General features: G+C 60.7%; 16 protein-coding genes, 3 tRNA genes and 1 pseudogene. 9 read left to right on the top strand and 11 right to left on the bottom strand.

All coding sequences use genetic code 11. The annotated features are described in order from the left end of the window. Nucleotides 1–103 (bottom strand): GTP-binding protein (locus NKH28_RS32935; protein ID WP_245464554.1); only part of this gene is annotated, 103 nt, incomplete at its 3' end. Nucleotides 104–374: 271 nt separating this feature from the next. Here NKH28_RS32935 and NKH28_RS32940 point away from each other — a divergent pair. The 3 genes from NKH28_RS32940 to NKH28_RS32950 all read left to right on the top strand — a co-directional run bounded on the left by NKH28_RS32940 (nucleotide 375) and on the right by NKH28_RS32950 (nucleotide 2,510). After that, a complete protein-coding gene (locus NKH28_RS32940) occupies nucleotides 375–1,262 on the top strand; it encodes a DMT family transporter (RefSeq protein WP_352981327.1) in 888 nt (295 codons plus the stop codon). Nucleotides 1,263–1,295: 33 nt separating this feature from the next. Continuing rightward, complete coding sequence (locus tag NKH28_RS32945; protein ID WP_352981328.1) at nucleotides 1,296–1,745, top strand: GFA family protein; 450 nt, start codon at nucleotides 1,296–1,298, stop codon at nucleotides 1,743–1,745. A gap of 141 nt (nucleotides 1,746–1,886) precedes the next feature. Continuing rightward, complete coding sequence (locus tag NKH28_RS32950) at nucleotides 1,887–2,510, top strand: peptidoglycan recognition protein family protein (protein WP_352981329.1); 624 nt, start codon at nucleotides 1,887–1,889, stop codon at nucleotides 2,508–2,510. Between the two features lie 45 nt (nucleotides 2,511–2,555). Here NKH28_RS32950 and NKH28_RS32955 read toward each other — a convergent pair whose 3' ends face one another. Then, on the bottom strand, nucleotides 2,556–2,813 hold the full coding sequence (locus NKH28_RS32955; protein WP_352981330.1) for a GlsB/YeaQ/YmgE family stress response membrane protein: 258 nt from the start codon (nucleotides 2,811–2,813) through the stop codon (nucleotides 2,556–2,558). 159 nt (nucleotides 2,814–2,972) lie between these two features. Between NKH28_RS32955 and NKH28_RS32960 the strand changes: the two genes are divergently transcribed. Further along, a complete protein-coding gene (locus NKH28_RS32960) occupies nucleotides 2,973–3,440 on the top strand; it encodes a YidB family protein (RefSeq protein WP_023680430.1) in 468 nt (155 codons plus the stop codon). A gap of 166 nt (nucleotides 3,441–3,606) precedes the next feature. On the opposite strand, the gene NKH28_RS32965 is transcribed toward NKH28_RS32960, so the two are convergent. Together NKH28_RS32965 and NKH28_RS32970 are read right to left on the bottom strand one after the other, a co-directional pair. Continuing rightward, nucleotides 3,607–3,680 (bottom strand) — tRNA-Gly (locus tag NKH28_RS32965). 67 nt (nucleotides 3,681–3,747) lie between these two features. Continuing rightward, nucleotides 3,748–3,832: transfer RNA gene (locus NKH28_RS32970), tRNA-Tyr, on the bottom strand. A 202-nt stretch (nucleotides 3,833–4,034) separates the two neighbouring features. Here NKH28_RS32970 and rlmB point away from each other — a divergent pair. Next, nucleotides 4,035–4,886: a 23S rRNA (guanosine(2251)-2'-O)-methyltransferase RlmB gene (rlmB, locus tag NKH28_RS32975; RefSeq protein ID WP_352981331.1), complete on the top strand. Its 852-nt coding sequence runs from the start codon at nucleotides 4,035–4,037 to the stop codon at nucleotides 4,884–4,886. A gap of 130 nt (nucleotides 4,887–5,016) precedes the next feature. Here rlmB and NKH28_RS32980 read toward each other — a convergent pair whose 3' ends face one another. Genes NKH28_RS32980 through gcl form a run of 3 tightly spaced genes read right to left on the bottom strand, consistent with a single transcriptional unit; the run spans nucleotide 5,017 to nucleotide 8,566 of the window. Then, the gene (locus NKH28_RS32980) at nucleotides 5,017–5,904 is read right to left on the bottom strand and encodes a 2-hydroxy-3-oxopropionate reductase (RefSeq protein ID WP_352501668.1); all 888 of its coding nucleotides are present in this window, start codon (nucleotides 5,902–5,904) and stop codon (nucleotides 5,017–5,019) included. Between the two features lie 59 nt (nucleotides 5,905–5,963). Continuing rightward, entirely contained in the window at nucleotides 5,964–6,761 is a 798-nt protein-coding gene (hyi, locus tag NKH28_RS32985; protein ID WP_352686945.1) for a hydroxypyruvate isomerase, read from the bottom strand. A 23-nt stretch (nucleotides 6,762–6,784) separates the two neighbouring features. Continuing rightward, nucleotides 6,785–8,566 (bottom strand): glyoxylate carboligase, encoded by a 1,782-nt coding sequence (gene gcl, locus NKH28_RS32990; RefSeq protein WP_352686944.1) that lies wholly within the window; start codon nucleotides 8,564–8,566, stop codon nucleotides 6,785–6,787. A gap of 203 nt (nucleotides 8,567–8,769) precedes the next feature. Here gcl and bhcR point away from each other — a divergent pair, with 203 nt between their 5' ends. Continuing rightward, nucleotides 8,770–9,627: an HTH-type transcriptional regulator BhcR gene (gene bhcR / locus NKH28_RS32995; RefSeq protein WP_352472784.1), complete on the top strand. Its 858-nt coding sequence runs from the start codon at nucleotides 8,770–8,772 to the stop codon at nucleotides 9,625–9,627. Nucleotides 9,628–9,667: 40 nt separating this feature from the next. Here the strand turns inward: bhcR and NKH28_RS33000 are convergent, their stop codons facing one another. Then, nucleotides 9,668–10,024: a hypothetical protein gene (locus NKH28_RS33000; protein WP_352451067.1), complete on the bottom strand. Its 357-nt coding sequence runs from the start codon at nucleotides 10,022–10,024 to the stop codon at nucleotides 9,668–9,670. 421 nt (nucleotides 10,025–10,445) lie between these two features. Beyond that, nucleotides 10,446–10,790: a BA14K family protein gene (locus NKH28_RS33005; protein ID WP_352686957.1), complete on the bottom strand. Its 345-nt coding sequence runs from the start codon at nucleotides 10,788–10,790 to the stop codon at nucleotides 10,446–10,448. Here NKH28_RS33005 and NKH28_RS33010 point away from each other — a divergent pair. Continuing rightward, nucleotides 10,737–11,036, top strand: coding sequence for a hypothetical protein (locus NKH28_RS33010; protein ID WP_352981333.1), 300 nt, complete (start codon nucleotides 10,737–10,739; stop codon nucleotides 11,034–11,036). The two genes, NKH28_RS33005 and NKH28_RS33010, sit on opposite strands and share 54 nt — an antisense overlap. Before the next feature lie 20 nt (nucleotides 11,037–11,056). Next, nucleotides 11,057–11,419 (top strand): annotated as a pseudogene (locus tag NKH28_RS33015) (IS66 family transposase); the annotation flags it as partial. Nucleotides 11,420–11,468: 49 nt separating this feature from the next. On the opposite strand, the gene NKH28_RS33020 reads toward NKH28_RS33015, so the two are convergent. Together NKH28_RS33020 and NKH28_RS33025 are read right to left on the bottom strand one after the other, a co-directional pair. Further along, nucleotides 11,469–11,942, bottom strand: a complete 474-nt coding sequence (locus NKH28_RS33020) for a hypothetical protein (RefSeq protein ID WP_352981332.1) — start codon at nucleotides 11,940–11,942, stop codon at nucleotides 11,469–11,471. A gap of 358 nt (nucleotides 11,943–12,300) precedes the next feature. Next, nucleotides 12,301–12,468 (bottom strand): hypothetical protein, encoded by a 168-nt coding sequence (locus NKH28_RS33025; protein ID WP_352451069.1) that lies wholly within the window; start codon nucleotides 12,466–12,468, stop codon nucleotides 12,301–12,303. A gap of 158 nt (nucleotides 12,469–12,626) precedes the next feature. Between NKH28_RS33025 and NKH28_RS33030 the strand changes: the two genes are divergently transcribed. Further along, a tRNA-Thr gene (locus NKH28_RS33030) sits at nucleotides 12,627–12,702 on the top strand. Nucleotides 12,703–12,814 lie beyond the last annotated feature (112 nt).

Below are 12,814 nucleotides of genomic sequence, written 5' to 3' on the forward strand. Positions count from 1 at the left end.
ACTTGGTGATCGCCGCCGTCAGCGACGTCTTGCCATGGTCGACGTGACCAATCGTGCCAATGTTCACATGAGGCTTAGTGCGCTCGAATTTACCTTTTGCCATAGTCTCTTTCCTTGGACGGCCTGGGGATGGCCTGGACCTTCAGTTCAGTCGAATGCGGGGCGATTAGCGACTAAGGCCGAAAAACACAAGTGCCTTGTCGCCGAGCGCGCTCGCCCGCCCGAACGCGTGATCCGGTTTCGGAGAATGTGGCGCGGATATAGGAACGAACAAGGGCAAATGGAATGGTTACGGCGGCGGCTGACAGCTTTGACGGATTTACAGCCGGATCTGGCCCATTGCCGCCCTGGCGCCGGTCTGATTTCGTGGGCCGATGCATTTCATCCCGACTGCCATACGAGGCCCGCTGTTCATGGTCGTTTCGACCGGGTCCTACATCGTCAACGACACGATGATGAAGCTAGCAACCGCGGGACTGCCGCCCTATGAGGTGCTATTCCTGCGCGGCGCTGCGGCAACATTGTGGGGCATTCCGCTGCTGTTCATGCTGGGCTATGGCAAGCAGATCCCGCTGATCCTCGACGCCAAGGTTTTGCGCAGGAACATGCTCGAACTGGGTGCGATCCTTTGCTACGTGGTGGCGCTCGCCAACATGCAGATCGCCGATTCGACCGCGCTTGGGCAGATCACGCCCTTGCTGATGCTGGTCGGCTCCTCGATGCTGTTTGGCGAACGGATCGGCGGGGTGCGCCTGGCGCTGATCGGGCTCGGCTTTATCGGCGCGGTGATGGTGGCACAACCGACGATGCAGGGGGTTTCCGTCTACGCCCTGCTGGCGCTAGGCAATGCAGCCCTGTCCGCGGCGCGCGATCTGGCCGGACGCAAGGTCGCCGCCGACGTGCCGGGAATGGTCGTAGCTATTTCCGCGGTGATTGTCGTGCTCGCGGGCGCCGGCGTTGCGCATCTGGTTTCCGAGCAGTGGGTGGTGCCTGAAATCCGTCACCTGCTGCTGATGGGCGGCGCCGGACTGTTCCTGATCTTCGGCCACTTCTTTATCTTCATGGCCTATCGCGTCGGGCCGACCAGCGTGGTGGCGCCGTTCTACTATTGCTTTACCGTCTGGGCGGTGATTTCAGGCCTGGTGGTTTTCCGGCAGCTCCCGAATGCGCTGGCCATCTGCGGCATCCTGCTGGTGGTGGCCAGCGGGTTGACCATCGTCTCGCTCGACGAGCGCAAGCGCCGGTTGACCGTCGTCGCTTGAAACTGAAATCAGCCTGCATAATGGGAGGAGCGCGTGGCAAGCCCGGATGACAACCAGAATTCACGCAACCGCAGGCTTATCGGAAAGTGCCTGTGCGGCGCCGTTCAGTACGCGGTGGCGGACGCGTTCGTCTATGCCGCGAACTGCCACTGCTCGAACTGCCGGCGCACCACCGGCTCGGCGTTCAAGCCATTCGCCGGCATCGAACGCGACAGGCTGAGCCTGACCAGGGGCGAGGACAATCTCATGATCTTCGGCGACGACACCGGCCATGACGCGCACTGCAAGACCTGCGGCTCGTTGCTCTATTCGGTGGTCCGCGACGGTGCCTTCGTGCATGTCGCCATGGGAAGTCTCGTCGACGAGCCGACCATCCGGCCGACGCAGCACATCTTCGTCGGCTCCAAGGCGAAGTGGTTCACGATCACCGACGATCTGCCGCAATACAGAGAACACGCGGTCGCCGGAGATGCCGGCGAATAGCTGACCGTTAGAAAACGCTCAACCAAATTATCGTTTCGTTTTCGCGTCCGCCGCCAAGGAAACTATACTGTGCTCCGTCACTGAACCTATGTCGCGGGGATTTCTGTGGCATTGCCGCCCGACTGGTTGCCCGATGTTGCGATGAGGCGCGTCATTTGCCACTGGACGGCCGGCTCGCATTCGGCCGGCGATACCGACAGGGATGCGTATCACATACTGGTCGAGGGGAATGGCCTCCTGGTCAGGGGTCGGCCTTCGATCGCGCTCAATTCGGGCCGGCTAAAACCGGGATATGCCGCGCATACGCTCAACTGCAACGGCGGCTCGATCGGGGTTTCGCTCTGCTGCATGGCCGGGGCGGAGGAAAGGCCGTTCGATGCCGGCCGCTATCCGATGACCAGGGCGCAGTGGAACGCGATGACCGCCGTTGTCGCCGAACTCTGCAAATATTACCGCATCAAGGTCACACCCAAAACGGTGCTGTCGCATGCCGAAGTCGAGAGCAATCTCGGCATCGAGCAGCGCGGAAAATGGGATTTCACCCGGCTGCCCTTCGATCCGACGATCAGCGGCGCAAGCGCCTGTGGCGACCGGCTGCGCCGCGACGTGACGGCGGCAATGGGCGCGATGCCAAATCTGCCGGTGAGGATTGGGCGCGATGCGGTATGGCAGCGATTGCTCGAGGAATTATGGCCGATCATGGTGAGAGGGCTGGAAGCCGGCCTCAACACGCTGATCCGCGAAATCCTCAAAAGGATGAGATAGGCGGTCGGCATTCACCCGAATGCCGACGCAACTGCCGGACGGCTTCTAGAGTGCCCTCTTGCCGCTGAACTGATGATAGCCCCACAGGACAACCACCGCACCGACCACGGCTACGATCAGGCTATAGATGTTGAGCCCGGTAACGCCCGACGCGCCAAAGGCGCTGAAGATGAGCCCGCCGACGATGGCGCCGACAATCCCGAGCACGATGTCGAGCACCAGGCCTTGCCCGCTTTTATTGACGATCTTGCTGCCTATGAAGCCGGCGATGACGCCGAGAATAATCCAGCTTAATATTGACATTTTTCCTCTCCGTTCCCCGCACCCGATTACTTCCACATTATTAAGCAAAGCTCAAGCCAACTTGAAAATCATGATTACGGAAAGCTCAAACCGGCTTGAAATTCGCCATGGATGCGTCATTGTTGGAGACGGACGGGCAATTTGACATGGAGATCCACAATGGGACTGTTTGACAATGCCGTTCCCGGCGGCAACGTCGCCAAGCCGCTGATGATCGCGCTCGGCGCACTTTTGGTGGGAAAAATGCTGAGCGGTGGAAGTTCCGCCCAGCCGGAGGCGGCGCAGAGCCCTGCCCCCGTCCCGCCTGATACAACCGCATCCGCCGACGGCGGACTGCTCGGCGGTCTGGGCGGACTGCTCGACAAACTGAAGGACGCCGGCCACGGCAACGTCGCCAATTCGTGGGTCGGCACCGGTCAGAACCAGCCGATCAACCCCAGCGATCTAGGCAGTGCCCTCGGGCCGCAGATCATTCAGGAGATCGCGCAAAGGACCGGTCTGAACCAACAGGACCTGCTCAAGCAACTATCCGCAGCCCTGCCAGGGCTTGTCGACCAGTTGACGCCGAACGGGCAAGTGCCGCAGCAGAACCAGCTCGCGTCCATATTCAGCAAATTCGCGAGCTGACGCCTGTCGCCCAACGCCGCCTGCGGTTCGGGACAACGATAACACAGATTAAGATGCGCGTCCGTCTGGACGCGCAACGAATACTTTGAACTATCGGCAAAGCGCTTCGCTTGGGGCTGCCTGCTTCGGCATCGTGCGCGAGGTGCGCCGCGGCTTGGGGGAAATCTGGAGCGGGTAGCGGGAATCGAACCCGCATATTCAGCTTGGAAGGCTGCTGCTCTACCACTGAGCTATACCCGCGCCTTTCAGTCAAGCATCGGATCCGCTCCGACGCTCGCTCTGCGTTTCAGGGCTTCCGGGCCGGCAGTGGTGGAGAGGGTTGGATTTGAACCAACGTAGGCATAGCCAACGGATTTACAGTCCGTCCCCTTTAACCACTCGGGCACCTCTCCAGTCTGCCGCCGGAGCCATGCAACGAGGCATCGACGCGTCGCGGCTGCCAAAGCAGCCCTTCCGCGAAGCGCCTTATGGCGGCAGCGCCCAAAACTGTCAACCGCAACAGCCCGCCAAAAAGCGCTGAATCTCACGCCTCGCCCGACAAGCAGCTTCTGCGGCTGTATCCATGACCGGACGACACGGCTATAGAAGCCGGCCATGAGCAACGATAACAAATCCAAGACCCCTAAAGACACCCACTACGCCAAGCTGCGCCGCGCGCATCGCGACGAGAAGAGCGGTGGCGCGCCTGCATTCAGGCCACGCCAGCCGGTGCCGCCCGGCGAGAACCCGGTGGATGGGCTGGTGCGGCTCTATGGGCTGCACACGGTGCGGGCCGCACTCGACAATCCGCGCCGCAAAATCAAGAAGATGCTGGTGACGCGCAACGCTGCCGAGCGGCTGGCAATCGCCGACCTTGGCGCTTTGCCCTTCAAGGCGGAGTTGGTCGAACCCAGGGACATCGACAAGGTCACCGGCTCGGATGCCGTGCACCAGGGCGTGGTGATCGAGGCCGAGCCGCTGAAACCGAAACGCCTCGATGCGCTCGGCGACACCAGGCTGGTGCTGGTGCTCGACCAGATCACCGATCCGCATAATGTCGGTGCGATCCTGCGCTCGGCGGTGGCTTTCGGCGCCGGTGCATTGATCACCACGGCGCGCCACAGCCCGCAGGAATCCGGCGTGCTGGCGAAGTCGGCCTCCGGCGCGCTGGAGCACATCGACCAGATCGAGGTGAAGAACCTCGCCGATGCGCTGGAGCAGCTGCGCGAGGCCGGATTCCAGACGATAGGGCTGGATTCGGACGGGCCGGCGGAACTTGAAACCAGCTTTGCCGGAGAAAAGATCGCGTTGGTACTTGGCGCCGAGGGCAAAGGCCTGCGCCAGAAAACGCGCGAAACGGTGACGACGCTCGCCCGCCTCGACATGCCGGGCGCCATCCGCTCGCTCAACGTGTCGAATGCCGCCGCGGTGGCGCTTTATGCGGCGGGGAAATTTTTGAAAGGGTGAATGGTGAATGGTGAATGGTGAATGGTGAATGGTGAATGGTGAATGGTGAGACTGTCCGTAAGTCGTGACCAATTCACTACCAACTACTCACCTATCTGCAACTGACTACCTATTCACCATTCACTATTCACTATTCACCCACTTCACATCCCGCCATCCGCTCCAGCGCCCGAACCAGCGCCGAATGATCTTCCTTAGCGCCGCCGTTGGCCGCGCAGGAGTTGAACAATTGCTGCGTCGTTGAAGTGTTGGGCAGGGCGACGCCGAGCGCTTTCGCGCCTTCAAGGGCGAGATTCAGGTCCTTCTGGTGGAGTTCGATGCGGAAGCCGGGCGCGAAAGTGCGCTTGATCATGCGCTCGCCATGCACTTCCAGGATGCGCGAGTTTGCGAGCCCGCCCAGCAGCGCCTGCCTGACCTTGGCCGGGTTGGCGCCGGCTTTCGATGCAAAAACAAGCGCTTCGGCGACGGCCTCGATGGTCAGCGCAACGACGATCTGGTTGGCAACCTTGGTGATCTGGCCGACGCCGTTGGGTCCGACCAGAGTGATGTTCTTGCCTATCTTCTCGAAGATAGGCCTGGCGCGTTCGTAGGCATTTTTTTCGCCGCCGACCATGATGGTCAGCGATGCCGCTCTGGCCCCGACCTCGCCGCCCGACACCGGCGCATCGAGATAGTCGCAGCCGACATCGTTGATCTTTTTTGCGAATTCCTTGGTCTCGATCGGCGAGATCGAGCTCATGTCGATGACCAGCTTGCCTTTAGTGAGGCCTGACGCGACGCCATTCTCAGCGAACAGCACATCGGCCACCTGCGGCGTATCCGGAACCATGGTGATGACGATGTCGGCCGCGCGGGCAACGGCATCATGGCCGGTGACGGCCTTCAGGCCCTTGGCGACGAGATCGGCCGGCGGCTTCGAGCGGTGGTCGCTGGCGACGACCTGATAACCGGCGTCTAGCAGATGCCCCGCCATCGGCGCGCCCATGATGCCGAGGCCGATGAAGCCGATGGTTTCCATGTCCTTCTCCGTTTCTTGTTAAGGGGGCGCGCAGGAACGCGACGTGCGACACGTTGCGTCTATGCCGCCGCACTCCCCTGCCCGGCCAGGTCCCTGAACCACCCAAGCCCGGCTTCCGTTCCGCCCTTCGGCTTGTACTCCGCCCCGACCCAGCCGGAATAGCCGATGCGGTCGATGTGGTTGTACAGGAAGGGAAAATTGATCTCGCCCGTCCCCGGCTCATGACGGCCGGGATTATCCGCAAGCTGGATATGCGCGATGCGGTTGAGGTTTGCCTCGATGGTACGGGCGAGATCCCCCTCCATGATCTGCATGTGATAGATATCGTATTGCAGGAACAGGTTCTTCGAGCCGACGCGGTCGATCAGCGCCAGGGCCTGGTCCGAGTAATTCAGGAAGAAGCCCGGAATGTCGCGGGTGTTGATCGGCTCGATCAGCAGCCTGATGCCGGCCTGCTCCAGCTTTTCCGCCGCGAAAGCCAGATTTTCGGCGAAGACGTCTTCCAGCACGGAGCGGTCGACGCCTTGCGGCGCGATGCCGGCGAGGCAGTTGACCTGCTCGCAGCCCAATGCGTGCGCATAGGTGACGACCTTGGCAATGCCCTGCCGGAACTCCGGCACGCGGTCGGGCAGGATCGCGATGCCGCGCTCGCCCTTGGCCCAGTCGCCGGCAGGCAGGTTGAACAGGACCTGCGTCAGCCCGTTCTTCTTCAACCTGGCTGCGACGACATCCGGCGCATGGTCATAGGGGCCGATATACTCGACGCCCTTGAAGCCCGCGCGGGCGGCGGCATCGAAGCGGTCGAGGAAGTCATGCTCGCCAAAGAGCATCGAAAGATTGGCTGAGAACCGTGGCATGGCAGTAGTTCCTCATATGCGGCTTAATCGAGCATGACGATCGCCGTGGGGGCATCTTCGTGATGTTCGGCTAGCTCCTCGAATTCGGTGATCTTGTCGATTTCGGTACCCATCGAAACGTTGGTGACGCGCTCGAGGATGAATTCGAGCACCACCGGAACCTGGTGCTCGTTCATCAGGCGCTGCGCCTCCTTGAACGCGCCGGCGAATTCCTCCGGCCGGCGCACCCGGACCGCCTTGCAGCCCATCGCCTCGGCGACGGCGAGGTGGTCGACGCCATAGCCAGCTTCGGCATCGCCCTGTCGATTGACGTTCTCGAAGGCCAGGCTGACCTCGAAATCCATCGAAAAGCCGCGCTGCGCCTGGCGGATCAGGCCGAGATAGGCGTTGTTCACGACGACATGGATGTAGGGTAATCTGTGCTGCGCACCGGCTGCCAGTTCCTCGATCATGAACTGGAAATCATAGTCGCCGGACAGCGCCACGATAGTGCGGTCCGGATCGGCGGCCCGAACGCCGAGTGCTGCGGGCAGCGTCCAGCCGAGCGGGCCGGCCTGGCCGCAATTGATCCAGTTGCGTGGCTTGTAGACATGCAGGAACTGCGCACCGGCGATCTGCGACAAGCCGATCGTGGTGACATAGGTGGTGTCGCGGCCGAACGCCTTGTTCATCTCCTCGTAGACGCGCTGCGGCTTCAGCGGCACCTGGTCGAAATGGGTCTTGCGCTTCATCGTCTTCTTGCGCTGCCGGCATTCGCCGGCCCAGCCCGACCAGTCGCGCAATTTTCCGGCCGTCCTCCACTCGGTGGCGACGTCGAGCAGCATCTTAAGCGCCGCACCGGCATCTGAGACGACGCCAAGGTCCGGTGCGAAGACCCGGCCGATCTGCGTCGGCTCGATATCGACGTGGATGAACTTCTTGCCCTTGGTGTAGACGTCGACCGAACCGGTGTGGCGGTTGGCCCAGCGGTTGCCGATGCCGAAAACGAAATCGGCTTCGAGCATCGTGGCATTGCCATAGCGGTGCGAGGTCTGCAGCCCGCACATGCCGGCCATCAGGCGGTGGTCGTCGGGGATCGCGCCCCAGCCCATCAGCGTCGGGATGACGGGCACGCCGGTGACTTCGGCGAATTCGATCAGCAGATCGGACGCATCGGCGTTGATGATGCCGCCGCCGGCGATGATGACAGGCTTTTCCGCCCCGTTCAGCATCGTCAACGCCTTCTCGGCCTGAGCGCGCGACATTGCCGGCTTGAACGGCACCAGCGGCTCGTAGGCATCGATGTCGAACTCGATCTCGGTCAGTTGCACATCGACAGGCAAATCGATCAGCACCGGCCCCGGCCGCGACGAGCGCATCAGATGAAACGCTTTCTGCAACGCCATCGGCACCAGATAGGGTTCCATCACCGTAACCGCCCATTTGGCGACGGGTGCGGCGATCGCCGCAATGTCGACGGCCTGAAAATCCTCCTTGTTGAGACGCGCCCGCGGCGCCTGCCCGGTGATGCAGAGGATGGGAATTGAATCGGCAGCGGCCGAATAGAGGCCAGTGATCATGTCGGTGCCGGCAGGACCCGAGGTGCCGATGCACAGACCGATATTGCCCGATCTGGCGCGGGTAAACCCTTCGGCCATATGCGAAGCCGCCTCGACGTGCCGCGCAAGGATGTGGCGGATACTGCCCCTCGCCTTCAGCGCCGAATAGAGCGGGTTGATCGCAGCACCCGGCACGCCGAAGGCACAGGAGATGCCTTCCTTTTCGAGAACGAGAACCGCTGCGTCGACTGCGCGCATCCTGGCCATGTCAGCCTCCACGGAATTGTTGATAGCCGATGATGCCAGCGCACCAATGATTTTTCAATTTTTTCAGAATATATTTTCATTTCTAGAAAACGGCTCTTGTAGATTGAATTGATTTGACTTTCTGTTTTCCACGAATTCGCTTCGCAAATCGATGAAAAACTTTTTCATTGCCTTGCTGGGCGAACAGAGCGAAGAATGGCCCGATGGAAACCACCGAAAAACGCCAGCGCGGCCGGCCGCGCGCCTTCAACGGGCCGGCCGAGGCTGCTTCGGTGCAGTCGCTGGACCGGGCGCTGCGCATCCTGGCAATCGTTGCCGATGGCAGCGGCCTGTCGCTGAGCGAGATCGCCGCCAGTTCCGGTCTGCCGGCATCCACCGCCTACCGCATGCTGACGACGCTGGAAAACCACGGCATGGTCGAGTTCGACGGTACCGACCAGCTGTGGTCGATCGGCGTCGAGACCTATCGCATGGGCGCGGCGTTCCTGCGCCGCCGCAAGCTGGTCGACCGCGCCCGTATCGTCATGCAGGAATTGATGGAGAAGACCGGCGAGACCGCCAATCTCGGCGTCGCCGAGGACGATTGCGTCGTCTTTGTCAGTCAGGTCGAGACGCATCAGGCGATCCGCGCCTTCTTCCGGCCGGGGACGCGCAGCTCCTTCCATGCCTCGGGCATCGGCAAGGCAGTGCTGGCGCATCTCGAGCCGGAACGCGTCGCCACCATCCTGCGCCGGGCCGGGCTGGAGCGCTTCACCGAAAACACGCTGTCCGATATCCCGGCGCTCGCCCGCGACCTGGTGACGATCAAGCTGCGCGGCTGGTCGGTAGACGACGAGGAGCGGCATCCGGGCATGCGCTGCGTTGCCGCCGCCATCTTCAATGAGTTCGGCGAGCCGATCGGCGGCGTTTCGGTTTCCGGGCCGACGGTGCGGGTAACGCCGGAACGGCTGGCCGAAATCGGCCCGCTTGTGCACGATGCGGCGGCGAAGGTGACAAGGATGATCGGCGGGCTGCCGACCCCTCCCGGCCTTCGCAGCGAACCGAGCGCATGGCTGCGCTGACCAGCGTCGAATGGTGCGACATCTGCCAGGATGGCCAAAGCTAGGCCCCGGGCACCGCGCTCTTGGTCGATAGGTCGTAGAAATCAAGCAGCATCGCCAGCCCAACTCCGCAGGCGGTGAAGATTAGGCCGGCAATGAAGATACGATTGGCGCGTTCATAAACGCGCCGTTGTAGAGACGTTATGTCGAGCAGCAACCGCAGCGCTCGTATCTGCAGGGCAATGCCGATCAAAATCGGCACGACGGCGGCCAGGTGATAGATTTCCCAAGGTATCGGGTTGGCGGCCCAATGCGTGATGAAGCCCAGCGAGAACGCCAGCAGGATGCCGACGGTGGTGATTGTGCCGTTGCGGAAAACCGTCTCGATCGGCTCTTCGTTCGGATCGTGCTCGCCCAAGCGCCCTCTCCCTGTTTCGCTATCGGTGCAGACTAGGCTGTTGGGAAATCGCTGTATACTGCCGGGTTCCTGGTGAAATCAGAGACAAATGATAGCTAAATTGCTTGGAGACTGAAGCTGGCGCTGCCCCTCATTGCCCTGCCGGGCATTTCTCCCCGTATAGTGACGGGGGGAAAGAAGCTGACCGCGACCTTGGCGCCCTCTTGCAGCGCTGGAGACTGCCGAAGTCATCGCCGAAAGCGTCCCTTCTCCCCGTCACTATACGGGGAGAAGATGCCGGCAGGCAGATGAGGGGCAGCGCCGACACTGATAGTCAGTCGATTTCGACAGGAAGCCTATCGCCGAACAACAGAAAAAGGGCCAGTGGGGCGCCCTTCTTCCGGTTGCATGAAACGGTCATCCCAAGCTGGCATCGTGGCCCTCAAAGCCAGCAGCGATGGCGATAGCCGTCGTAGCCGACATAGGTGTCCGAGTACGGGTCGTAGCTCTGGTAGCGATTGAGGCAGCGCCGGACGTGCCACGAGCCGCCGTCTTCCTCGATATAGACGGTGCGCGGCTGGGCCAGCGCGCTGCCGAGCAGGAAGCCGCCACACCTGCGGCAATGCCGATGCCGAGGTGCTTGTGCTTGTGATGGGCGGCCGACGGCTGAACGGTGCCGACCAGCATGGCGGCGGCGACAGTGGTGGCGACGAGGCCGGAAATGATGGTGCGCTTGAACATGACGATCTCCTTGTTGTGGGAGGCGATCCAACCGCCTCTTGATCATAAGTCGTTGCGGCGGAGAAAAAAGGTTCAAACATTTTTCGGGTCTCTTCGGCCGACGGCAACGATCCTGGCTCATGACGCAAAAAGGGCGGCCGAAGCCACCCTTTCGCCAAGTGGATCATCTAATCAAAGGAAGATGATCACCTTCCATGGTGATGATGATGGTGGTGCCACCACCACCAGTGATGCCAATGGTGATGATGATGATGCGTGCCGTGGGCCGACGACGACAGGCGGTGCCGGCTAGGGCGCCAGTGGCGATGAAGACGGTCGCGCGTCGCGGCCAAGTCCCCACTCGGCGAGGCTTTGGCCTACATCGCCAAATACCGGGATGGCCTGAAGCTCTTCCTGATCGCCGGCCACGTCGAAATCGATAATAACAGAGTCGAGCGAACCATCGGACCGATAGCCCTCAATCGCAAGAACGCACTCTTCGCAGGGCACGACGCTGGGGCCGAGAACTGGGCGACCATCGCCTCGCTCATTGAAACTTGCAAACTCAATACTTTTGATCCGCTGTCCTATCTGACGAGCACACTCACCGCCATCGTCAGCGGCCATAAACAATGCCGGATCGATGAGCTGCTTCCTTGGAAATATCCCGCCTTACAAAGGAATTCCTACCCATGACAGTCGGCCCGAACCAGTCATTGCACAAATGCCTTGCCTCGGATCGGGTTTACTGGCCCATTTGATTTGACGGCCCAAAGTTGCCTCCTCTCCGGTGCTCGCGAAGCGGGTTATGAGGTCGGACGTCGATCCTGCGATCACCGTGGTAAGCCTTGCCGAGATCAGACACGATTTCAACCTCGCAAAGAGCATTCGTCGGACCCACCATGGAAAATCTGATGTAGGCATTCGCAAACCAGCTATGCGGCATCTCATTCGCATCCATAAGCCGCAACACCGCTCCTTGATAGTAGGTAGCCGAGGCGCTGAATTTGGAGCACTCAGACAACGTTGATCCCCTCTGCAGCCGTAGCCGCAACTCCCGTTGACCGGATTCCGTCAGAAAGGTTGCGTATTGCCCCAAGGCCCAGTAGCCATCCAGGTCGTTGTATCTACTGACAAAGCTTTCAAGAATATCGTGGCAAATTCCCTTAAATTGCTTTCTTCTCGGCATTGAAAATCCAACACAGGCGCTGCGCGACAATCTTATGGCTTGAAGGGAAGCATATCGAAATGTTTCGCAGTATCAACGGCCTCAAATCGTCGCCACTGACTGGTAGTGACGCAGGTTGCCATAAGGTTCAGCGGCCAATGGCATCTGACACCGAGCGGCCGAATTATCCGAGCAATGTGTGAGGAGCACATCGCTTACAGTAAAACTGCGCTTGGACATGATGATCTCCTCGATCTTTGAATGAGGCGATCATTCGCCTCTGGAGATCGGTCGCGGCGCGGCAGCGAAAGGTTCGGAGGTTCTGAGAATTCTTAGTGAGCGGTTCTTAGTGATTTCGTTTTGATTGGTGAGTAGTGAGAATTCGCGGTTTCACTACTCACTCTCTCGCTCACCCCATGCCGGTGATATGGCGAAGCCAGAAGGCGAGCGCGATGAAGCCGATGATGGTGGTGACGCCGGTCCAGTCGATATTGGCGTGCTTCAGGTCCTTGATGAGCTTCACCAGGAGAACCCAAGCCACGACGACGAGCGGGAGAATGATGACAAACCTGATCATGCGACTGCCTCGCTGATGCGATTGCACCTTCGATCAATATAGGAAGCGAATTGGCCGTTTTCAGGACGCCCTGGCGGCAGAACCGGCGCGTTCGCCGGGAACCGAAAAACGGAGTTTTGTCTTTACTGGCGCATCAAATATGGTAACCGAAGCGCCGTGCCCTTGTAGCTCAGCCGGTAGAGCAGCGGTTTTGTAAACCGAAGGTCGGCGGTTCGATCCCGTCCGGGGGCACCAGCAAGCAAGTGTCCAACCCGGAGACATAGGTAACAGATTGTACCTAAGACATGGGTGACAACCTCGTGCCGAACGGGTTGTCGATGGTCTGCAAGGTCCTCTGTTCCAAGTC

The sequence above is a fragment of the Mesorhizobium sp. M1227 genome (assembly GCF_040318315.1).
GTDB lineage: Bacteria > Pseudomonadota > Alphaproteobacteria > Rhizobiales > Rhizobiaceae > Mesorhizobium.

What these genes read in the sequence shown, in the direction of transcription:
- NKH28_RS32940 (WP_352981327.1), top strand. Translation starts at nt 375, where the DNA reads ATGCATTTCATCCCGACTGCCATACGAGGCCCGCTGTTCATGGTCGTT.
- NKH28_RS32950 (WP_352981329.1), top strand. Translation starts at nt 1,887, where the DNA reads ATGAGGCGCGTCATTTGCCACTGGACGGCCGGCTCGCATTCGGCCGGC.
- NKH28_RS32955 (WP_352981330.1), bottom strand. Translation starts at nt 2,813, where the DNA reads ATGTCAATATTAAGCTGGATTATTCTCGGCGTCATCGCCGGCTTCATA.
- NKH28_RS32960 (WP_023680430.1), top strand. Translation starts at nt 2,973, where the DNA reads ATGGGACTGTTTGACAATGCCGTTCCCGGCGGCAACGTCGCCAAGCCG.
- rlmB (WP_352981331.1), top strand. Translation starts at nt 4,035, where the DNA reads ATGAGCAACGATAACAAATCCAAGACCCCTAAAGACACCCACTACGCC.
- NKH28_RS32980 (WP_352501668.1), bottom strand. Translation starts at nt 5,904, where the DNA reads ATGGAAACCATCGGCTTCATCGGCCTCGGCATCATGGGCGCGCCGATG.
- hyi (WP_352686945.1), bottom strand. Translation starts at nt 6,761, where the DNA reads ATGCCACGGTTCTCAGCCAATCTTTCGATGCTCTTTGGCGAGCATGAC.
- gcl (WP_352686944.1), bottom strand. Translation starts at nt 8,566, where the DNA reads ATGGCCAGGATGCGCGCAGTCGACGCAGCGGTTCTCGTTCTCGAAAAG.
- bhcR (WP_352472784.1), top strand. Translation starts at nt 8,770, where the DNA reads ATGGAAACCACCGAAAAACGCCAGCGCGGCCGGCCGCGCGCCTTCAAC.
- NKH28_RS33005 (WP_352686957.1), bottom strand. Translation starts at nt 10,790, where the DNA reads ATGATCAAGAGGCGGTTGGATCGCCTCCCACAACAAGGAGATCGTCAT.
- NKH28_RS33025 (WP_352451069.1), bottom strand. Translation starts at nt 12,468, where the DNA reads ATGATCAGGTTTGTCATCATTCTCCCGCTCGTCGTCGTGGCTTGGGTT.